The organism is Xanthomonas sp. LMG 12460 (assembly GCF_009192895.1).
In the GTDB taxonomy this organism is placed as follows: Bacteria; Pseudomonadota; Gammaproteobacteria; order Xanthomonadales; family Xanthomonadaceae; genus Xanthomonas_A; species Xanthomonas_A sontii.
The window spans coordinates 31,707-53,870 of sequence record NZ_NKUH01000044.1 but is presented as its reverse complement, the minus strand read 5'-3'; the positions used below and the strand labels follow the sequence as shown (position 1 = coordinate 53,870).

The 22,164-nt window shown below is 68.5% G+C and carries 14 protein-coding genes and 1 tRNA gene; 13 read left to right on the top strand and 2 right to left on the bottom strand.

Translation table 11 applies throughout. The features are described from left to right. Positions 1-52: 52 nt before the first annotated feature. From CEK66_RS10350 to folE2, 5 genes are all read left to right on the top strand, one after another. Complete coding sequence (locus CEK66_RS10350; protein WP_152236868.1) at positions 53-2,935, top strand: TIM-barrel domain-containing protein; 2,883 nt, start codon at positions 53-55, stop codon at positions 2,933-2,935. 743 nt (positions 2,936-3,678) lie between these two features. Then, a complete protein-coding gene (xylB, locus tag CEK66_RS10345) occupies positions 3,679-5,172 on the top strand; it encodes a xylulokinase (protein WP_152236867.1) in 1,494 nt (497 codons plus the stop codon). Between the two features lie 34 nt (positions 5,173-5,206). Then, positions 5,207-6,547 (top strand): xylose isomerase, encoded by a 1,341-nt coding sequence (gene xylA, locus CEK66_RS10340; RefSeq protein ID WP_152236866.1) that lies wholly within the window; start codon positions 5,207-5,209, stop codon positions 6,545-6,547. Positions 6,548-6,638: 91 nt separating this feature from the next. After that, positions 6,639-8,066, top strand: a complete 1,428-nt coding sequence (locus CEK66_RS10335; protein ID WP_152236865.1) for a sugar porter family MFS transporter — start codon at positions 6,639-6,641, stop codon at positions 8,064-8,066. 431 nt (positions 8,067-8,497) lie between these two features. Further along, entirely contained in the window at positions 8,498-9,448 is a 951-nt protein-coding gene (gene folE2, locus CEK66_RS10330) for a GTP cyclohydrolase FolE2 (RefSeq protein ID WP_193312623.1), read from the top strand. A 244-nt stretch (positions 9,449-9,692) separates the two neighbouring features. Here folE2 and CEK66_RS10325 read toward each other — a convergent pair. Beyond that, a tRNA-Glu gene (locus tag CEK66_RS10325) sits at positions 9,693-9,767 on the bottom strand. 30 nt (positions 9,768-9,797) lie between these two features. Between CEK66_RS10325 and pcnB the strand changes: the two genes are divergently transcribed. The 7 genes from pcnB (at position 9,798) to CEK66_RS10290 (ending at position 16,035) form a co-directional block, all read left to right on the top strand. Next, positions 9,798-11,216: a polynucleotide adenylyltransferase PcnB gene (gene pcnB / locus CEK66_RS10320; protein ID WP_026143854.1), complete on the top strand. Its 1,419-nt coding sequence runs from the start codon at positions 9,798-9,800 to the stop codon at positions 11,214-11,216. After that, complete coding sequence (folK, locus tag CEK66_RS10315; RefSeq protein WP_152236863.1) at positions 11,213-11,722, top strand: 2-amino-4-hydroxy-6-hydroxymethyldihydropteridine diphosphokinase; 510 nt, start codon at positions 11,213-11,215, stop codon at positions 11,720-11,722. The genes pcnB and folK overlap by 4 nt, the downstream gene beginning before the upstream one ends. Positions 11,723-11,753: 31 nt before the next feature. Further along, the gene (gene panB, locus CEK66_RS10310; protein WP_152236862.1) at positions 11,754-12,572 is read left to right on the top strand and encodes a 3-methyl-2-oxobutanoate hydroxymethyltransferase; all 819 of its coding nucleotides are present in this window, start codon (positions 11,754-11,756) and stop codon (positions 12,570-12,572) included. Continuing rightward, positions 12,569-13,408 (top strand): pantoate--beta-alanine ligase, encoded by an 840-nt coding sequence (gene panC / locus CEK66_RS10305; RefSeq protein WP_152236861.1) that lies wholly within the window; start codon positions 12,569-12,571, stop codon positions 13,406-13,408. The genes panB and panC overlap by 4 nt, the downstream gene beginning before the upstream one ends. Positions 13,409-13,584: 176 nt before the next feature. Further along, positions 13,585-13,965, top strand: a complete 381-nt coding sequence (panD, locus tag CEK66_RS10300; RefSeq protein ID WP_017916972.1) for an aspartate 1-decarboxylase — start codon at positions 13,585-13,587, stop codon at positions 13,963-13,965. Then, positions 13,962-15,476, top strand: coding sequence for a glucose-6-phosphate isomerase (pgi, locus tag CEK66_RS10295; RefSeq protein ID WP_152236860.1), 1,515 nt, complete (start codon positions 13,962-13,964; stop codon positions 15,474-15,476). Before panD ends, pgi begins: the two co-directional genes overlap by 4 nt. Positions 15,477-15,615: 139 nt before the next feature. Then, entirely contained in the window at positions 15,616-16,035 is a 420-nt protein-coding gene (locus CEK66_RS10290) for a hypothetical protein (protein WP_152236859.1), read from the top strand. Here CEK66_RS10290 and CEK66_RS10285 read toward each other — a convergent pair. Beyond that, complete coding sequence (locus CEK66_RS10285; RefSeq protein ID WP_152236858.1) at positions 16,032-17,174, bottom strand: cytochrome c peroxidase; 1,143 nt, start codon at positions 17,172-17,174, stop codon at positions 16,032-16,034. The two genes, CEK66_RS10290 and CEK66_RS10285, sit on opposite strands and share 4 nt — an antisense overlap. 26 nt (positions 17,175-17,200) lie before the next feature. Between CEK66_RS10285 and CEK66_RS10280 the strand changes: the two genes are divergently transcribed. Continuing rightward, complete coding sequence (locus CEK66_RS10280) at positions 17,201-22,135, top strand: IPT/TIG domain-containing protein (protein ID WP_152236857.1); 4,935 nt, start codon at positions 17,201-17,203, stop codon at positions 22,133-22,135. Positions 22,136-22,164: the final 29 nt, after the last annotated feature.

The following is a 22,164-nucleotide window of genomic DNA, read 5'->3' as shown; positions in this document are numbered from 1 at the left end:
CACGCGGTGGCGCCAGGCGCGCCGTGCCGTATGACTTTCCAATGGAGTGACCATGCACCACGCCAACCGTTGCCTGCCGCCTTCGTTGCCACGCCTGTTGGCGCTGGCGTTGCTCGCGGTCGCCGCGTCCGCCGCCGCGCAGCAGGTGACCCGCGATGCCGAGGGCGTCACCGTGCATCCCAGCGCCAAGGGCGCGGCGCCGGTGCGCCTGCAGGTGATCGACCGCGGCATCGTCCGGGTCAGCGCCGATCCCACCGGCGCGTTCCAGCGCACACCCAGCCTGATGCGGGTGCCGGTGCAGGGCGACACCGGCTTTACGCTGGAGCAACACGGCGACACGGTGCAGCTCAAGACCGCGCGGATGACCGCGCAGGTGTCCACCGTCGACGGCCATGTCGGCTTCACCGATGCGCAGGGCACGCCGCTGCTGGCGGAAGTGGCGGGCGGGCGCAGCTTCGCGCCGTTGCAGGTCGAGGGCCGCCACTACCTGAGCCTGCGCCAGCGCTTCGTCTCGCCGCCCGACGAGGCCTTCTACGGTTTCGGCCAGCACCAGCAGGGCTGGATGAACCAGAAGGGCCACGACATCGAACTGCTGCAGAGCAATCTCGACATGGCGGTGCCGTACCTCGTGTCCAGCCGCAACTACGGGATCCTCTGGGACAACAACGCGATCACCCGCTTCGGCGATCCGCGCGGGCTGCAGCCGCTGCCGGCGACGCTGCGCCTGTACGACGCGCACGGCAAGCCCGGCGCGCTGACCGCGCACTACGCGATCGACGGCAAGCCGGTGCTGGAGCGTCGCGAAGCCGACATCGGCTATCAGTACATCAAGGACCTGGCGAAATTCCCCGCCGCGGCCAAGCCCGGCGACAAGCGCCGCATGCAGGTGCGCTGGGAAGGCCAGATCGAGGCCGAACGCGGCGGCACGCATACTTTTTCGCTGTATGCCAGTGAGTACTCTAGGCTATGGGTCGACGGCAAGCTGCTCGTCGACCGCTGGCGACAGAACTGGAACCCCTGGCACCACGAGTTCGCGTTGCAGCTGCAGCCTGGCCAGCGGCATACGCTGAAGGTTGAGTGGGATCTGATCGACCCGAGCTACATCGCACTGCTGCATCGCGACCCGCTGCCGGCGGCCGAAGCCGGCGACCTGTCGCTGTGGTCGGAAGCCGGGCAGATGATCGACTACTACGTCGTCGCCGGCGACAACGCCGACCAGGTCATCGCCGGCTACCGCACGCTGACCGGCAAGGCCGTGTTGCTGCCGAAGTGGGCCTACGGCTTCTGGCAGAGCCGCGAGCGCTACAAGACCCAGGACGAACTGCTCGGCGTGCTGGCCGAGTACCGCCGGCGGCAGTTGCCGATCGACAACATCGTGCTCGACTGGTCGTACTGGCCCGAGAACGCCTGGGGCTCGCACGCCTTCGACCGCGCGCGCTTTCCCGACCCGGACGGCATGGTCAACACGGTGCACGCCAGCCACGCGCAGCTGATGATCTCGGTCTGGCCGAAGTTCTACCCGAGCACGGACCACTACAAGGAACTGGACGCGGCCGGGCACATCTACCGGCGCAACGTCGAGGTGGGCGAGCTGGACTGGATCGGCAAGGGCTACACCAACGCCTTCTACGATCCGTACGCAGCCGACGCGCAGGCGATCTACTGGCGGCAGATCGACGAAAAACTCAACCGCAAGGGCATCGATGCCTGGTGGCTGGATGCCGACGAACCCGACGTGCACTCCAACCTGGACATCGCCGAGCGCAAGGCGCGCACCACCCCGACCGCGCTGGGGCCGTCCACCGAGTTCTTCAATTCCTATCCGCTGCCGCACACCCACGGCGTCTATGCCGGCGACCGCGCCGCCGACGGCAAGCGCGTGTTCATCCTCTCGCGCAAAGGCTACGCCGGCATCCAGCGCAACGCCGTGGCGGTGTGGAGCGGCGACATCGCCTCGCGCTGGGAGGACATGCGTGAGCAGATCTCCGCCGGCGTCAACCTGTCGATGTCGGGCCTGCCGAACTGGACCTTCGACATCGGCGGCTTCGCCGTGGAGAAGCGCTACGAAACCCAGGACCCGGCGCACCTGCCCGAGTGGCGCGAACTCAACACGCGCTGGTTCCAGTTCGGCGCCTTCGTGCCGCTGTTCCGCTCGCACGGCCAGTTCCCGTACCGCGAGATCTGGAACATCGCGCCGGAAGGCACGCCGTACTACGTCAGCATGGCCTACTACAGCCGCCTGCGCTACGCGCTGCTGCCCTACATCTACACGCTCGCCGGCGACACCTATCACCACGACGGGGTGATGATGCGCGGCCTGCCGATGGACTTCCCGCACGACCCCAAGGTCGCCGACATCGACGACGAGTACCTGTTCGGCCCAGCGTTCCTGGTCGCGCCGGTGACCCGCTTCGGTGCGACCTCGCGCAAGGTCTACCTGCCGGCGGGCACCGACTGGATCGACTTCAACAGCGGCGCGCGCCACGCCGGCGGCCAGACCATCGACGCCGCCGCGCCGCTGCAGCGCATGCCGCTGTTCGTGCGCGCCGGCGCCATCGTGCCGATGACCCAAGTGCAGCAGTACGTCGACCAGATTCCGGATGCGCCGCTGACCGTGGTGGTCTATACCGGCGCCGACGGCCGTTTCTCGCTGTACGAGGATGACGGCACCGGCTACGGCTACGAGCAGGGCGAGTTCAGCCGCATCCCGCTGCAGTGGGACCAGGCCAGCGGCGTGCTGCGCATCGGCGCGCGCGAGGGGCGCTGGCCGGGCATGCAGGACCGGCGCACCATCCATGTGCGCTTCGTCGATGGCCCACGCGACGATGCCGGCGCACTCGAACCCGCGGCCGACGCCAGCGTGGAGTATCGCGGCCAGCCACTGGAGGTGCCGCGCAAGTCGACCGGCCATGCCGTCGCGGCGCGGGCTGGATGAGTCTGGGATGGCGCGTGAGATGGTGCCAGCGTTGGTTGCCCCATGCTGGCGGTCGTGGCGTGCCGACTGGGTCGCGATGCAGCGAAATAGGCGCGCTACGCCCGTACCCTCATCCGCCCCTGCGGGGCACCTTCCCCCAATCGGAGAAGGGATGCGTGTTCACACGCGTGGGCGTGATTGTGACGGTGACAACGAAGCAGCCGCGGTGCGCTTAAGCCCCTCTCCCCCCGGGAGAGGGGTTGGGGTGAGGGTACGGAGCGCAGCGCTTCATCCGCTCCCTGGGGTACTTCCCCCGAAGAGGGCCATGGTCGACGGGGAGAAGGGATGCATCGAATGCGCTCCGGTACAACATGCTCCCGCCTTGCGCGCAGGTTTGATGCAGCGCATCAAGATGGCGCCGTGTGTAGACACATCCTGCGCAGAGCCGAGACTGCGCCAGTCGTCATCGTGTCGCGGATGCGACGGGCCATCACTGCGCGCAGTGACATCCGTTGGCTCGATCCTTGTCCTGCTTCTGCATGCGTTGACCGTGAATTGGCTGCAGGGTGGCTGGGTCCGGTGCGTGCGTACGCCATCGCCCGGGCCGCGCTGGCAGCGCGCGGCACTCAGCGTCATCATGCTTCGCTGCGTGATGCGTGCGGTGCGCACTACACTCGGCGACACGGCGGGTGGTCCCCGCACGCCGGCCTTTCTCCTGGAGCGATGATGGAACTGGGTGTGTGCACGATGTGGCGGGTAGGGCAATGAGTCTGTACATCGGCCTGGACGTGGGCACGCAGAGCGTCAAGCTGCTCGCCTACGATGCCGACAGCCGGCAGGTGGTGGCCACTCAAGGCCATGCGCTGGACCTGATCAGCCGTGACGACGGTACCCGCGAGCAGCAGGCGCAGTGGTGGATCGACGGCATCGTCGCCTGCTTCGCCGCGCTCAGCGCCGAACAGCGGGCGCAGGTGCGGGCCATCGCAGTGTCCGGACAGCAGCACGGCTTCGTGCCGCTGGACGCGCAGGGCCAGGTCACCGCGCCGGTGAAGCTGTGGTGCGACACCAGCACCCAGCGCGAGTGCGAGGAGATCATGGAGGCGGTCGGCGGCGCGCAGCGCTGCGTGGAGCTGGCCGGCAATCCGATCCTGGCCGGCTACACGGCCTCCAAGCTGCCGTGGACGCGCAAGCATCGTCCCGATGCCTACGCGGCGATGACGACGGTGCTGCTGCCGCACGACTACGTCAACTTCTGGCTCACCGGCGAGCGCTACGCCGAAGTCGGCGACGCCTCCGGCAGCGGCTGGCTGGACGTGCGCACCCGGCAATGGTCGGCGCCGCTGCTGCAGGCGATCGATCCGCAGCGCGACCTGGCTGCGGCACTGCCGCCGCTGGTGCCGACCGAAAGCAGCTTCCTTCTCTCCGCCGTCGTGGCGCAGACCTTGGGCCTGCCGCGCGAGGTGCGCGTGGCCACCGGCGGCGGCGACAACATGATGGCGGCGATCGGCACCGGCAACGTGGTGCCAGGACGCCTGAGCATGAGCCTGGGTACCTCCGGCACGCTGTTCGCCTACGCCGAGCGTCCGGTGGTGGATCCGGATGCACGCTGGGCCGCCTTCTGCTCTTCCAGCGGCGGCTGGCTGCCGCTGATCTGCACCATGAACTGCACGGTCGCCACCGAGATCATCGCGCGTCTGTTCGGCATCAAGACCGGGCAGGGCGAGGCCTTGCTCGCGGCCACGGCGCCCGGCGCCGACGGACTGGTGCTGCTGCCGTTCTTCAACGGCGAACGCACCCCGAACCTGCCGGCGGCGCGCGGTTGCCTGACCGGCATGGACCTGCACAACACCACGCCGGCGCATTTCTATCGCGCGGCGATGGAGGGCGCCAGCTACAGCCTGCGCAACGGTTTCGACGCCTTCGTCGACGCCGGGCTGCAGTTCGATGCGATCTCCCTCACCGGCGGCGGCAGCAACAGCGCCGGCTGGCGCCAGCTCATCGCCGACTTGTTCGGGCTTCCGGTGCACGTGCCGGCGCAGGCCGAGGGCGCGGCATTCGGCGCCGCGCTGCAGGCGCTGTGGGCCGACGGCTGGGCGCAGGGCGAGCGCGCCAGCCTGGCCGAGGTGGTGCTGCAGCACCAGCAGGACGATGCGACGCGCTCCGCGCAGCCGGATGCGCAGCGCGGCGCGCAGTACCAGGCGCACTACCAGACCTTCCAGCGGCATCTGCAGGCCATCGGCCCGCTGTACGCCGCGTGATTCCCTTTCCCCCGCAACGCACCAGGACTTCGTGATGAGCACTTCCGTCTACACCGGCGCCAAGGAATACTTCCCGGGCATCGGTCGCATTCCGTTCGAGGGCAAGGCCTCGGACAATCCGTTGGCGTTCAAGGTCTACGACGCCGGCAAGCGCATCGGCGACAAGACCATGGCCGAGCACCTGCGCTTCGCCGTGGCCTACTGGCACAGCTTCTGCGGCAACGGCGCCGATCCGTTCGGCCCCGGCACCCGCGCCTATCCCTGGGACGCCGGCAGCGATGCGCTGGGCCGCGCCGAGGCCAAGGCCGATGCCGCGTTCGAGTTCTTCACCAAGCTCGGCGTGCCGTACTACTGCTTCCACGACGTGGACCTGGCGCCGGACGCCGAGGACATCGGCCAGTACGAAAAGAACCTCAAGCACATGGTCGGCATCGCCAGGCAGCGCCAGGCCGACACCGGGGTCAAGCTGCTGTGGGGCACCGCCAACCTGTTCTCGCACCCGCGCTACATGAACGGCGCGGCGACCAACCCGGACTTCGACGTGGTCGCGCGTGCGGCGGTGCAGGTCAAGGCGGCGCTGGAGGCGACCGTGGAACTGGGCGGCGAGAACTACGTGTTCTGGGGCGGCCGCGAAGGCTACGCCTGCCTGCACAACACGCAGATGCGGCGCGAGCAGGAGCATCTGGCGCGATTCCTGACCCTGGCCCGCGACTACGGGCGCAGCATCGGCTTCAAGGGCAATTTCCTGATCGAGCCCAAGCCGATGGAGCCGATGAAGCACCAGTACGACTTCGACAGCGCCACCGTGGTCGGCTTCCTGCGCCAGCACGGCCTGGACCAGGATTTCAAGCTCAACATCGAGGCCAACCACGCCACCCTGTCCGGGCACAGCTTCGAACACGACCTGCAGGTGGCCAGCGACGCCGGCCTGCTCGGCAGCATCGACGCCAACCGCGGCAATCCGCAGAACGGCTGGGACACCGACCAGTTCCCGGTCGACCTGTACGACACCGTGGGCGCGATGCTGGTGGTGCTGCGGCAGGGCGGGCTGGCCCCGGGCGGGCTCAACTTCGACGCCAAGGTGCGCCGCGAGTCGTCCGATCCGCAGGACCTGTTCATCGCCCACATCGGCGGCATGGACGCGTTCGCGCGCGGTCTCGAAGTCGCCCACGCGCTGCTTACCGCCTCGCCGCTGGAGCAGTGGCGCCGCGAGCGCTACGCCAGCTTCGACAGCGGCGCCGGCGCGGCCTTCGCCGCCGGCACGAGCACGCTGGCCGACCTGGCCGCGCACGCCGCGCAGGCCGGCGAGCCGACCCAGCGTAGTGGCCGCCAGGAAGCCTACGAGAACCTGATCAACCAGTACCTGCTGCGCTGAACCGGTGTGCGGCGGCGGCCCGGTGCCGCCGCCGCGCACGCTCCTTCCCGCGCGCCGGCCGTCTCCCTCTTGCACGCCACCAGGTGAACCCATGTCCAGTGTTCCGATCGATCGCCACGCCGATGCCGGCGAGAACACCCGCCTCATCATCCTGATCAGCTGCGTCGCCACCATCGGCGGCTTCCTGTTCGGCTTCGACAGCGGCGTCATCAACGGTACCGTCGATGGCCTCAAGCAGACCTTCCAGTCCAGTTCCGCCGGCACTGGCTTCGAGGTCGCCTCGATGCTGCTGGGCTGCGCGATCGGCGCGTTCCTGGCCGGTTCGCTGGCCGATCGCTGGGGCCGGCGCACGGTGCTGATCGTCTCGGCGGCGCTGTTCCTGCTGTCGGCGCTGGGCGCCGGCGCGGCGCACAACTCGGCGGTGTTCGTGCTGGCGCGGATGATGGGCGGTTTCGCGGTGGGCGCGGCCAGCGTGATGTCGCCGGCCTACATCGCCGAGGTCGCCTCGGCGCGCTACCGCGGGCGCCTGGCCACGGTGCAGCAGATTGCGATCATCGGCGGGCTGTTCTGCGCCTTCCTCAGCAATTATCTGCTGGCCAAGGCCGCCGGCGCGTCCACCGAGGCGCTGTGGCTGGGGCAGCCGGCCTGGCGCTGGATGTTCTGGATGCAGGCGCTGCCGTCCACGGCGTTCCTGCTGCTGTTGCTGGCGATTCCGGAGAGTCCGCGCTTCCTGGTGGCGCGGGGCCGCCGCGAGCAGGCGCTGGCGGTGCTGACCCGGCTGTACGGCGCCAACACGGCGCAGACCAAGCTGACCGAAATCTCCGCCTCGCTGTCGGCCGACCAGCACACGCCGCGGCTGTCGGACCTGGTCAGCAAGGTCACCGGCAAGGTCCGCCCGATCGTATGGATCGGCATCGGCCTGGCCACCTTCCAGCAACTGGTCGGCATCAACGTGGTGTTCTACTACGGCGCGGTGCTGTGGCAGGCGGTGGGTTTCTCCGAGAGCGATGCGTTGTTGATCAACGTGCTGTCCGGTGCGTTGAGCATCGGTGCCTGCCTGATCACTGTGGTGTTGATCGACCGGGTCGGGCGCAAGCCGTTGTTGTGGATCGGCTCGGCCGGCATGGCGGTGTCGCTGGCGCTGGTCACCATCGCCTTCGCCAGCGCCTCGCTGGATGCGGCCGGCAAGCTGGCGCTGTCGCCGGGCATGGGCCGGCTGGCGTTGATCGCCGCCAACGTCTACGTAGTCTTCTTCAACATGTCCTGGGGCCCGGTGATGTGGGTGATGCTGGGCGAGATGTTCCCCAACCAGATCCGCGGTTCCGGCCTGGCGGTGGCCGGTGCGGCGCAGTGGATGTCCAACTTCGCCATCACCGTGACCTTCCCGGTCCTGCTCGGCAGCATCGGCCTGGCCGGCGCCTACGGCATCTACACCGTGGCCGCGTTCCTGTCGGTGTTCTTCGTGCTGCGCTACGTGTACGAGACCAAGGGCAAGGAACTGGAACAGATGCAGGGCTGAGGTCGATACGCACGCGCACGCGGCGCGCGTGCCATCTCTGGATCGGTGTGTCTGTAGCCGAGCGGCTGAAGGTATTGCCGGATCGGTGGTGGCGCTGCGCGTGTCGTACCCTCACCCCAACCCCTCTCCCGGTGGGAGAGGGGCTTTGGACTTTCCCTTCTCCCGCCGGGACCATGGCCCCCTTTTCGGGGTGAAGGTGCCCCGCAGGGGCGGATGAGGGTCTGGGCGAATCCTTGCGAGCAGGTCCGCACAGCCCATAGACGTTCATTGATGTCCTCCCGGCGATGGTGCTGGGCACCCCAACGGCTGAGGTGTGCGATGGGTGATCCCGTGGATACGCACTTCATGTGTTACTTTATAACAATTGTCACTCTGGCTTCCTCGCCGTCCCTCGCTCCCTTGCCGTTCCAGTCGACCCGATGAACCTGCAGATACCCCCGCCGTTGCCCGATGTCGCTGCCGACGAACCTTCGCAGATCGCCGCTCCCCTGAACTGGGTGGGCATGGACGGCATCGCGCTGCCGATCTGTCTGGACATGGGCGAGGGCACGCCTGCGGCACCCGTGCCGGCGCAGGCCGCGCTCGCCGTCGACCTGCCGTCGGCGCAGGTCAAGGGCATTCATATGTCGCGGCTGTACCGCCTCCTCGACGAAAGCGCGCAGCAGCCGCTGTCGCCGTCGCGCCTGTCGCAATTGCTGCGGGCGATGGTGCACAGCCATGCCGACTGCGCCTCGACCGCGGCGCGGGTGTCGCTGCGCCTGGAACTGCTGCGTCGCAGCCCGGCACTGCGCAGCCCGGGGCTGGCCGGATGGCGGGCGTATCCGCTGCGGATCGACGCCGAACTGCGTGGCGGCGTGGTCCGGCTCGGACTCGGCGTGGATCTGCTGTATTCCTCGACCTGCCCGTGTTCGGCGGCGCTGGCGCGGCAACTGCTCAGCGAGGCCTTCGTGCAGCAGCACCCGGAACAGGCCTCGCTATCGCGGGAGGCGGTGGCGGACTGGCTGCTCCGGCACGGCAGTCACGCCACCCCGCATAGCCAGCGCAGCGTGGCCTCGGTGCGGGTCGGCGTGTCGGCGCGCGCGGTGCGCTTCGACGCGGAGGGCGTGATCGCGCTCGCCGAGCAGGCCCTGGCCACGCCGGTGCAGGCGGCGGTGCGGCGCGCCGACGAACAGGCGTTCGCGCGCCGCAACGGCGAGAACCTGATGTACGTGGAGGACGCCGCGCGCCGCCTGCAGCAGGCGCTGGGTGCGCGCTACGCCGAGGTGCAGGTACAGGTGCGGCATCTGGAGAGCCTGCATGCGCACGATGCGGTGGCGGAGACCGCATCGGCGCCGGTGGCGGTCATGGCCGGGGAGGCCGCCCCTGACTTGGCGCAGGCCTGACCGCGGCCTGCGGGTGGTCGGTACGTGCGCACTGATGCCGACCGGATCGCGCACGTCGCCCGGGCCGCCTCGGCGTTCCGGGTAGGCTTGGGTCGGCGTGCCGGCGTCTGCAGCCGTCTGGCCGAGGACGATCGACACCCGCGCAACCAGGAATGAGACGCGTCGGGCGGTGGCCGGCGCCGAAACGCAAAAAACCCCGCCAAGGCGGGGTTTTTGCTGTGTCGCGCTGCAGGCGAGGCGAGGATGGCGCTCCCTAGGGGACTCGAACCCCTGTTTTAGCCTTGAGAGGGCCACGTCCTAACCACTAGACGAAGGGAGCGTTTGGTCGCGTCGATTGCAGCGCGCTAGTATATGGGTCTCGCCGCCCTTCGGCAATCCCGCAACCCGATACGGAAGCGCCATCATCAATCCGCCAGTTCCATCGCCATTCACCCTGCGCGCGATCCCGCGCGATCAGCACCCCATCTCGCGCAAGGACATCAGCCCCAACGCCCTGCGCGTGCTGTACCGGCTGCGCGAGGCCGGCTTCGGCGCCTACCTGGTCGGCGGCGCGGTCCGTGACCTGCTGGTCCAGGTCCAGCCCAAGGACTTCGACGTCGCCACCGACGCCACCCCCGAGCAGGTCAAGCAGTTGTTCCGCAACTGCCGCCTGATCGGCCGCCGCTTCCGCCTGGCGCACGTGGTCTACGGCCGCGAGATCATCGAGGTCGCCACCTTCCGCGCCAATGTCGACGACGGCAGCGGCGACCGCGAGGTGGACAACGGCCGCCTGGTCCGCGACAACGTCTACGGCAGCATCGAGGACGATGCGGTGCGCCGCGACTTCACCTGCAACGCCTTGTACTACGCCATCGAGGACTTCTCGGTGCGGGACTACGTCGGCGGCTTCGAGGATGTGCAGGCGCGGTTGATGAAGCTGATCGGCGACCCCGAGCAGCGCTACCGCGAAGACCCGGTGCGCATGCTGCGTGCGGTGCGCCTGGCGGCCAAGCTCGATTTCGAGATCGAGGCCGGCACCGCCGAACCGATTCCGCGCCTGGCCGGGCTGCTGGCCGAGGCCGCGCCGGCGCGGCTGTTCGAGGAAGTGCTCAAGCTGTTCCTGTCCGGCCATGGCGTGGCCAGCTTCGAGGGCCTGGAGCGGCACGGCCTGCTCGCCGCGCTGTTCCCGGAGAGCGCGGCGGCGCTGCGCTCCAACCGCAGCGGCGCGCTGCGGCGCATGCTGATCGAAGGCCTGCGCAACACCGACAACCGCGTCGCCAACGACGAGCCGGTGTCGCCGGCGTTCCTGTTCGCGCTGCTGCTGTGGCCGGCGTACTGCCGCGCGTTGATGACCCTGCAGAAACAGGGCATGCAGATGGAGGAGGCGCAACGCCGCGCCGCCGACCGGGTGACCCTGCACCAACTCAGCACCGTGGCGCTGCCGCGGCGTTTCTCGCTGCCGATGCAGGAGATCTGGCTGCTGCAGTCGCGTTTCACCTCGCGCCAGCGCAAGCGGGTAGTGCGCACGCTGTCGCATCCGCGCTTCCGCGCCGCGTTCGATTTCCTGATCGTGCGCCAGTCCGCGTCGGACGAGCACGCGGCCGACATCGCCTACTGGCGCGAACTGCAGCAGCAGCCCGGCTACGCGCCGCCGCCGCGCGGCTTCGATCCGGAGGTGGACTACGCCGGCGACGAGCTGGCGTTCGCGCCGCCGGCCGACAGCGAAGAGACCCCCAAGCGCCGCCGGCGCCGGCGCCGCCGCCCGGACGCCGCCACGCCCGTCGAGTGAGCGCCGCGACACCGGCGCCGGTCCGGGCCTGCATCGGCCTGGGCGGCAACCTCGGCGACGCCGCGGCGACCCTGCGCGCGGCCCTGGCCGCGCTCGACACGCTGCCGCAGACCCGCCTGCTGCGCGCCTCGCAGCTGTACCGCAGCCCGGCCTGGGGCCGCGAGGACCAGCCGGACTTCATCAACGCCGCGGCGCTGGTGAGCACCACGCTGCCGGCGCTGGACCTGCTGCAGGCGCTGCTCGACCTGGAACACCGCCACGGCCGCCAGCGCCTGCCCGGCGAGCGTTGGGGCCCGCGCACGCTGGACCTGGACCTGCTGCTGTATGCCGAGGCGGTGATCGACCTGCCGGGGTTGCAGGTGCCGCACCCGTTCCTGCACCAGCGTGCGTTCGTGCTGCTGCCGCTGGCCGAGATCGCCGCCGACGCGGTCATTCCGGGCCATGGAACGGTGCGTGACGCACGCGACCGCATCGAAACCGACGGGATCGCGCCAATCGGTAGATAATGCTCGGCTCATTACCGCAGCACATGAGCTTATGAGCAGTCACGCCGACAGCAAGCCCTGGACCGTTCCCGCCCTGGCCGAGGCCAAGCGCCGCCAGCAGAAGCTGGTGATGCTGACCGCCTACGACGCCGGCTTCGCGCGGACCTTCGACGCCAACGGCGTGGACCTGATCCTGATCGGCGATTCGCTGGGGATGGTGGTGCAGGGCCACGATTCGACCCTGCCGGTGAGCGTGGACGACATCGCCTACCACACCGCCGCGGTGGCGCGGGTGCTGCAACGCGCACTGCTGGTGGCCGACCTGCCGTTCCAGTCCGATGCCACCCCCGAGCGCGCCTTGGACGCGTCGACCCGGCTGCTGCAGGCCGGTGCGGAGATGGTCAAGCTGGAGGGCGCCGGGCACAAGCTGGAGGTGATCCGCTTCCTCAGCGAACGCGACATCCCGGTGTGCTCGCACCTGGGCCTGACCCCGCAGTCGGTGCTGACCTTCGGCGGCTACAAGATCCAGGGCCGCGAAGAGGCTGCCGCGGCCAAACTGCTCGCCGACGCCAAGGCGGTCGCCGCGGCCGGCGCCGCGCTGCTGGTACTGGAATGCGTGCCGTCGCCGCTGGCCGCGCGCATCACCGCCGAGATCGACATCCCCACCATCGGCATCGGCGCCGGTCCGGACTGCGACGGCCAGGTGCTGGTGATGCACGACTTCCTCGGCCTGGACAGCGGCCACCGCCGCCCGCGCTTCGTCAAGGATTTCCTGGCCGAAGGCGGTTCCATCGCCGGTGCCGCACGCGCCTACGCCGAGGCGGTCCGCGCCGGCACCTTCCCCGACGCCGAACACGCCTACGCCAAATGATCGAGACCATCACCGACCTGGCGCGACTGCGCGCCACCGTCTCCGGCTGGAAGCGGCAGGGCCTGCGCGTGGCCTTCGTGCCGACCATGGGCAACCTGCACGCCGGGCATTTCTCGCTGGTGATGCTGGCGCGGCAATACGCCGACCGCGTGGTCTCCAGCGTCTTCGTCAACCCGACCCAGTTCGGCCCGAACGAGGACTTCACCCGCTACCCGCGCACGCCCGAGGCCGACACCAGCGGCCTGGAAGGCGCCGGCTGCGACGTGCTGTGGCTGCCGACGGTGGAGAGCATGTACCCGCTGGGCGTGGAGCTGGCGCTGCGCATGCACACGCCCGGCGTCAGCGAGGTGCTGGAAGGCGCCTGCCGGCCCGGCCATTTCGATGGCGTGTGCACCGTGGTCGCGCGCCTGTTCAACCAGGTGCAGCCGGACTTGGCCGCGTTCGGCAAGAAGGACTACCAGCAGCTGGCGGTGATCCGGCAGATGGTCGCCGACCTGGCGTTCCCGATCGAGATCCTGGGCGGCGGCATCGTGCGCGAGGCCGACGGCCTGGCGATGAGTTCGCGCAACCAGTACCTGTCGGCGGAGGAGCGGCCGCGTGCCACGCAGATCCACCGCACCCTGCTGGCGATGCGCGAGGCCCACCTGGCCGGGCGCCCGCGCGCCGAGGTGGAGGCGGCGGCGACCGCACAGCTGCAGGCGGCTGGCTTCGAGGTCGACTACAGCGTGCTGCGCACGCCCGACCTGAGCGAGCCGCAGGACGGCGCCGGCCCACGCGTGGCGCTGATCGCCGCGCGCCTGGGCCGTACCCGCCTGATCGACAACCTGGAATTCTGAGCGCGGCAGGCCGCGGTACCGTCGTCGTAGCAGCGGCTTCAGCCGCGACCGGGCTTTCCCGCGATCGCCGGTCGCGGCTGAAGCCGCTCCTGCGACGGTTTGAGGCCGCCCCTCACCACCGCCACCTAACCCTCGGCTGCTAAACTGCGCGTCTTTCCTGACCGCAGTCCCGTGCCATGCAACTGAGCCTGTTGAAGACCAAGATCCACCGCGCCACCGTCACCCATTCCGAGCTGAACTACGAAGGCTCGATCGCCATCGACGGGCTGCTGCTGGACGCGACCGGCATCCGCGAATTCGAGCAGGTGCACATCTGGGACGTCACCAACGGCGCGCGCTTCAGCACCTACGCGATCCGCGCCGACGAGGGCAGCGGCATCATCTCGCTCAACGGCGGCGCCGCGCGCCACGTGCAGGTCGGCGACCTGATCATCATCGCCGCCTTCGCCGGCATGAGCGAAGAGGAAGCCGCGCGCTTCCAGCCGACCCTGGTCTATGTGGACGGCGCCAACAAGATCACCCACACCAACCACAGCATCCCAAAGCAGGCCGCATGACACAGTCCACCGGTTTCGACGCACTGCATTCCCACGCCCAGCGCCTGCGCGGGGCGCGCCTTCCCGACCTGCTGGCGGCCGAACCCGGCCGTGCCGAGACGTTGGCGTTGCAGGTCGGACCGCTGTACTTCAATTTCGCCCGGCAGAAATACGACCGCGCCGCGCTCGACGCGCTGCTGGCGCTGGCTGCCGAACACGACCTGGCCGGCGCCTTCCAGCGCCTGTTCCGGGGCGAGACGGTCAACGTCACCGAAGGCCGCGCCGCGCTGCACACCGCGCTGCGCGGCGACCTCACCGACGCACCGGTGGCCAGCCAGGCCCACGCCAGCGCGCGCGAGGTGCAGCAGCGCATGCGTGCGCTGATCGACGCCCTGGCGCAGACCGAGGTCACCGACATCGTCAGTGTCGGCATCGGCGGCTCCGATCTGGGCCCGCGCCTGATCGCCGACGCGCTGCGTCCGGTCACCGGCGCGCGCTTCCGCGTGCACTTCGTCTCCAACGTGGACGGCGCGGCGATGCAGCGCACCCTCGCCACGCTGGATCCGGCGCGTACCGCCGGCGTACTGATCTCCAAGACCTTCGGTACCCAGGAAACCCTGCTCAACGGCCAGATCCTGCGCGATTGGCTGGGCGGCAGCGAGCGCCTGTACGCGGTCAGCGCCAACCCCGAGCGCGCCGCCAAGGCCTTCGACATCGCCGCCGGCCGCGTGCTGCCGATGTGGGACTGGGTGGGTGGCCGCTATTCGCTGTGGTCGGCGGTGGGCTTCCCGATCGCGCTGGCGATCGGCGCCGACGCCTTCGAACAGCTGCTGGAAGGCGCCGCGCAGTTCGACGACCACGCCCTGAACGCGCCGCTGGAGCGCAACGTGGCCGTGCTGCATGGCCTGACCACGCTGTGGAACCGCAACCTGCTCGGCTATGCGACGCAGGCGGTGATGACCTACGACCAGCGCCTGGCGCTGCTGCCGGCCTACCTGCAGCAGCTGGTGATGGAGAGCCTGGGCAAGCGCGTGCGCCTGGACGGCAGCCCGGTCGAGGCCGACACCGTGCCGGTGTGGTGGGGCGGCGCCGGCACCGACGTGCAGCACAGCTTCTTCCAGGCGCTGCACCAGGGCACCAGCATCGTGCCGGCCGACTTCATCGGCTGCATCCGCAACGACGACCCGTACACCGTCAACCACCAGGCGCTGCTGGCCAACCTGCTTGCGCAGACCGAAGCGCTGGCGAACGGGCAGGGCAGCGACGATCCGGCCCGCGACTACCCGGGCGGCCGCCCGAGCACGCTGATCCTGCTCGACGCGCTGACCCCGCATGCGCTGGGCGCGCTGATCGCGATGTACGAGCACAGCGTGTACGTGCAGTCGGTGGTCTGGGGCATCAACGCCTTCGACCAGTTCGGCGTGGAACTGGGCAAGCAGCTGGCGAGCCAGTTGCTGCCGGCGCTGCAGGGCCAGTCCACCGAGATCGCCGACCCGGTGACGCGCGCGGTGCTGGCGCGGTTGCAGGGCTGACGCGAAGCGAAGCGCACGGGGCCGTTCGCCACCGTGCGTTCGCGAGGAACGATGCGGCCTGGCGGGCGTGCATCGCAATGGCAATCTCCGGTCCAGGAAGGAAGCAGGGATGATGAATGCGAAAAGGATGGTGTGTTGGATGTTGCTGCCGGCGGTGCTGAGCCTGGGAGCGTGCCAGCGGCAGGCACCGGAGCAGAATCCGGCCACGGCGGCGCAACCGCTGCACGTCGTCGAGGTCCGGATCGGCGCGATGCGCGACGGAAGGCCTGTGCCGCAGACCAGCGATGCGCCGATCCTGGTCAACGTGGCCCTGCGCGGCGCTGCCCACGGACAGGTCCTGAAAGCGCGCTTGCTGGACCTGCGCGATGGTCGCCAAGTCGGGCTGGTGGAGCGCGCCATGACCCGCTCCGATCAGCTCCAGTCGCTGCGTTTCGACAACGCGGCCGGCTGGCCGCCGGGGCGTTACATGCTGGAGGTGACGCTCGATGGCAAGCTCGCCTCGCAGCAGGACGTCGACGTGATGGAGTCGGCGAACAGCGCGCCGCGTACGGGCTCCTAGCGCGGCGCGGCTCCCGTACTGGACAGCGCCTGCAGGAACAGCACCAGCTTGTGCTTCTCCTCCGCGGTCAGACTGATCGGTCGATTGCGGGCGAGGTTGCGATAGTAGACCTCGTGTTCCACCGCCGCCGGCAGATCGGCGATGCTGCCGTCGTGCATATAGGGCGCAGTATCGGCGACCGTCCGTAGCGACGGGGTGCGGAAGGCGCCCAGATCCTGCGGCGCCCGCGTCACCGCAAAGCGGCCCAGTTCCGCCACGCGAACGTCGGAGAGGATGGAATCGCCCAGGCTCCTGCCTTCGCGCTTCTGTCGCTCCAGTACGTCGAGCAGGGCGGCGACGTTGCCGGCGACCTGGTTGAAACCGATGCCGGCGTGATGGAAGCGCTGATCGCTCGTGGTCGCAGGCGTGCCGTCCAGCCGGTGGCAATCGACGCAGCCGGCCTTGCCGGAAAACAGCGCCAATCCCTCGCGTTCGTCCTCGCTCAGCGATGCGCGCGCGCCATGCGTCGTCCGGTACGTCTCGTAGCGCGTGGGCGGCGCCGGCAAGGCACGGATGTAGGTGGCGAGCGCGGCGGCCACGACCTGGATGTCGCCGTCGTCCTCGCCGGCGGCTGCATGCAACAGTGACGCGTAGCGCGGGTCGCGGGCGAGGTGGGCCAGCACGGCCTGCCGATCGGCCAGGCCCATCTCGCGTGGGTTGGTCAATGGTTGCAGGACCGCCTCTTCCAGTGTCGCTGCGCGTCCGTCCCAGAAAAAGTGGGTCATGAAGCGGCTGTCGAGCAGGCTGGGCGCGTTGCGTGTGCCGTGTTGGCCGCCCGTCCCGGTGGACACCGCGGCACCGTCGGTATAGGCCAACTCGGCGCGATGGCAGCTTGCGCAACTGGTCTTGCCATCCGCGCTGAGCCGGATGTCGTGGAACAGCGCCTGACCAAGCGCGATCCGCGCTGCCGCCGTGTCGTGCTGATCGCCACCACACCCGGTCAGCACCAGGACCAGGGCGGCCGACCACAGGCGCATGCAGATGACGATGTGATGACGCCAGTTCCTTGGCATGACGCTGTTGACTCCTGTCCCCACTGTCGGATATCTATATCCAGGCTGAATGCACGAAGCAAGGTCAGCATACGGATAGCCGGCCATCGTGGCCAGTCTTCAGGGATGAAAGCATGGAACGTCGCGGCGCAGGGATGGGCTCGGTGGTGGGTTTGCTGAAGCGGACGGCGCATGTGCCCGCGCGCGGTTGGCGGCGCATCGTGGGCAGAACGGTGGCGGCCTTGTTGCTCACCCTTCTGGCCTGCACGTCTGGTGCCACCTCCTACGTCTACGACGCGCAGGGGCGTCTGGTCGCGGTCAGCAACGATGCCGGTGCCAGTGCCCGCTATCGCTACGACACGATGGGCAATATCGTCGCCGTCGAACGCGTCTCCAGCGGAACCCTGGCGGTGCTCGGCTTCAGTCCGGGACGCGGTGCGGCGGGCGATCGCGTGCTGATCCAGGGGCAGGGATTTTCCACCGCTGCGTCCTCCAACAGCGTGGCTTTCAATGGGCAGGCGGCCACGGTGGTGGCTGCCAGCGCACGCGAGTTGACCGTGCTCGTGCCTGCCAACGCCAGTACCGGCCCGATCTCCGTGACCGTGGCTGGACAGAGCGCGAGCAGTGCGCAGCAGTTCGTGGTCGATGCCAACCTCCGTCAGCCGACCATCACCGGCATATCGCCGTTGATCGCCAGCGCCGGTACGGCGATCATCGTCGACGGACAGAACCTGGTCCCGGTCGCCGGGCAGACCACGGCGAAGCTGGATCGCAAGACCGCGGTGCTGTCGAGCGCCACCGGCACGCGCCTGGTCTTTCCGGTGCCGGGCAGGAGCGGCAGCGGGCCGGTGACCGTGACCACGCCCTACGGCAGCGCCACCAGCAGTCAGGATGTGCTGGTGGTGCCAAGCAGTGTGTCGTCCGTCGGCATCGCCAGCGTCACGCGCCTGACCCTGGACGCCGCCGCGGTCGACGTCGCGGTCGCCAACGCGGGTGGGTCCGCCGCGGTCCTGTTCACCGGCATGGCCGGCGATTACCTCAGCGCGCAATTCCAGTCGCTGGGGTCCACGACGTTGAACTACCTGGTGTTCGGCACCGATAACGTGGAGATCGCCAGTGGACTGGTGAATGCGAACCAGCCCACCCTGCATCTGCCGCGGTTGAAGGTGGGCGGCACCTACCTGTTGCTGCTCACACCCAGTACTTCCTCCGCCAGCTGGAAGATGGGAGTGGAGCATGCCGGGAGGCTTGCGCTGGACGGCGCCGAAACCAGTGTCGCCACGTCGATCACCGCGCAATCGAAGCGCTACACCTTCCTGGCCCAGGCCGGGAGCAGGCTGGGCCTGGCGCTGACCGAGCAGTCGCCGGTCGGCAGCGGGTGGGGGACAGCTTTGGCGCAGGTCTTCGACGCCGACGGCGTCAATCTGGGCTATCAGTACTGCAATCAGGCCAACAACGGTTGCGCACTCAACATCGCCGCGCCCAGGACCGGCGTGTATCAGGTGCTGCTGACGCCCGGTACGAGCGGCGCACGCACAATGCGCCTGAATCTGTTGCTCTCATCGGATCTGGTGCAGGCGTTGCCGAAGGACCAGGATGTGGTCGTGGAGACACAGCGTAGAGGCCAGAATCTGCGTTTGTCGTTCGAGGCCGCGGCGGGCGAGGCGTTCGCGTTGCAAGTCGCCGGCCAGACCACCGCGCCCGCCGGCCGCGATGTTTACTACCGCGTTTACGCGCCTGATGGCACCAGTGTTGCCTCGATGGCGGTGCGCGCCGCAGGTACCACCTACGTGACGGCGAAGACCAGCGGCACCTATCAGGTGCTGGTGGATCCCGGATTCGGAGAAACCGTGCGGTTGCAGACGCGGCTCAGCACCGGAGACGCAGGTGGTGGCGGTAGTGGGATCGATGGCGCCACCGGCGCATTCGCAACGCAACTGCCGGGCGACAGCGTGTACTTCACCTTTACCGCGACCGCCGGGCAGAGCCTGGGGCTCGGCATCAGCGAGCTGCAGTCCAACGAAAGCGGCCCGCTCAACGTCACGATCTATGGCCCTTCAGGCACGCCGATGGCCGGTGCCGCCTGCGAGGTGGCCAACGACGGCTGTGATGTGAATCTGCCGGAACTGGCGGCGGGACGTTATGGCGTCCTGGTCGCCCCTGCCACGACGACGCAGACGATGCGCTTCAAGGCGACCCTGTCCACCGATCTGGCGCTTTCCTTGACGCGGGATGCGGTCAGCCAGGTCGGCATCGGCCGGCGCGGGCAGAACGCCGTGCTGTCGTTCCAGGCGGGTGCCGGCGACGCATTGGCACTGCAGGTGTCGGAGCAGACCACGACGCCGGCGAACGGCGTGGTGTACTACCGCGTGTACCGGCCCGATGGCACGGCGTTGTCGTCGATGGCGGTGTCTGGCTCGGGCACCCTGACGATGAATACGCCTATCGCCGGGACTTACCGACTGTTCGTGGATCCGCGCTATGGCGCCACCGTGGCCGCCAAGGTGCTGGTGACGACCGGGAGTGCGGGTGGGCTGCAACTGGATGGCAGCAGCGGCGAGTACAGCGCCGCCGCCGGTCAAAGCGTGTTCTTCAGCTTCAGCGCAGCGGCCTCGCAGAACCTGGGATTGGGCATCGGCGATCTGAACCTGAGCAGCGGGACCTATGTCAACGTCAAGATCGCCAATCCCAACGGTTCCACGCTCACGACCGCGACCTGCTATGCCGCCAATGGCTGCGCCTTCAATCTGCTCAACCTCGCCGCGGGCAACTATGGCGTGACCGTGAGTCCGCAATCTGGCTCCCAGAGCATGGCGTTCAAGGCGACCCTATCCACGGAGGTCGCCGGCTTCCTGCAGAGGGATGCATTGAGTTCCGTGAACATCTCGCGCTATGCCCAGAATGCGCGCCTGACGTTCGCCGGGACCGCCGGCGAGAGCCTGGCTTTGCTCGTCGCTGACGCTGCGACCAGGCCGACAGGCCGCGACGTGGTTTATGCGGTGTATCGGCCGAACGGCGCGTTGTGGAAGGACGTGACGGCCAGCGGCAACGTCATTCTGGCCCTGCCCAATCTCCCGGAGACGGGGAGCTATCGGGTGTTCGTCGATCCGGCGGGCGGCGCGTTGTGGTCGGCCCGGTTGAAACTCTCCACGGGACAGGACGGCAATGTCGAACTGGACGGCGCAGGTGGCAGCTACCAGGCGCCCGCAGGGCAGGGCGTGCATTTCTCCATCGACACCCAGGCCGGCCAGAATCTGGGGCTGGGGATCACCGACATCGCGGTGAGTTCGGGCAGTTACTTCAATATCGCCGTCTACAGTCCGAGCGGCACGACCTTGTACAGCGGCAGCTGCTACGCCGAGGACGGATGTTCGTTGCCGCTGAGGAACACCTTGGCGGGACGCTACAGCGTGGTGGCGACACCGACCTCGGCGAGCCAGGCGATCAAGTTCCGCGCCGTGCTGTCGTCCGAGTTGCTGGATCAGCTGACCCGCGATCAGCCCTTGCATCTGGCGCTGGCCCGGTATGGGCAGAATGCGCGGCTCCGCTTCCAGGCGCAGGCAGGCGAGTCGTTGATGCTGCTGGTCGCGGCGCAGACGACACTACCCGCCGGTCGCGATGTGGTGTATCGCGTGCTACGGCCGGATGGTGCTGTCTGGAAGACGGCGACCATCAAGGTGGGCGATGCCATCAATCTGATCAATATTCCAACGTCTGGCGAGTATGCAATCCAGGTCGAGAGCCGGACAGGAAGCCCGCTGGAAGCGGACATCATCCTGTCCTCGGGCGTCGCGCTGCCGATCGACGGCGCTCCTGCGCATGTCGTGACCCGGTTGCCGGCGCAGTACAAGCACTTTTCTTTCGTCGCCAGTCAGGGGCAGAACCTGGGACTGGGCATCAGCGGCATCCAGGTCGTCGGTCCCGGCGCGCAGCGCGTCGTCGCTACTCTCTACAAGGCCGATGGCAGCACATTGGCAAGCAGTTACTGCGATGTCGAACGTGGCGGCTGCGATTTCGATCTCGCCAATCTGGCGGCAGGCAAGTACGCGCTCTTGATCGGCCAGGGCGACGATCAGGCGGCGACCTATGACGTGACGCTGTCCAGCGATCTGCCCCTTGACCTGCAGCGCGACACGCCGCTGGCCGTTTCCGTTCCCCGGCGCGGACAGAATGCGCGGCTGCGTTTCCAGGGGCAGGCGGGCGACAAACTTGCCGTGCTGGTGCAGAACCAGGCGACCACGCCCGCGGATGGCACCAGCTATTACAACGTCTACCAGCCGAATGGCACCCTGCTCACGTCCGGATCGACGCGCACAGGAACCGTGATCGGCCTGGGCAGCCTGCCGACGACCGGCCAGTACAGCATTGTGGTCGATCCGCAGTATGGGCAGACGGTCGACACCACCGTCACCTTGTCCACCGGCACCCCGGTGGCCGTGGATGGTAGTCGCTCGTTCGCTGCGGGCACGCCCGGCGCAGGTATCTACTTCTGGTTCGATGCTCAAGCCGGGCAGAAGCTCGATATCGGTCTCAATCAGATCGCATTGTCCGGCAGCGGGTTCGGTTGGGTTTATGTAACGCTTTATCGTCCGGACGGCAGCAAGGTCGTCTCCAATACGAATTGCTTCCGCACCTACGGCTGCGGATTCTCCATCGACGCCGCGCAAGCTGGACGCTATGGCGTCGTGGTGGTCCCTTCGACGGAAGACCAGAGCTTCTCCCTGACCGCCTCGGTGTCCAGCACCGTCGTTGGCACCTTGGCGTGGGATGTCCCGCAGTCGATCGCGCTGGACAGGCACGGAAAGACCGCCACGCTGTCCTTCAGCGGCACGGCAGGGCAGGGCGTACTGATGCGGGTGGTCAATCAGACGACCTCGCCGGTCGGCCGGCCGGTGACCTACGCGCTGTACCGGCCGGACGGGCAGTTCTATAGATCGTTCAGCGCAAGCACCGGCAGCAGCGACCTGAGTTTCCCGGCGCTGCCGACGAGCGGCACCTATCGATTGCGGATCGTGCCCGAGGACGGTGTCACCGCGGCGATGGACATCACGTTGGACAGTACACCCTAGAACACCGGCGCGGTTCCGTCGAACGGACG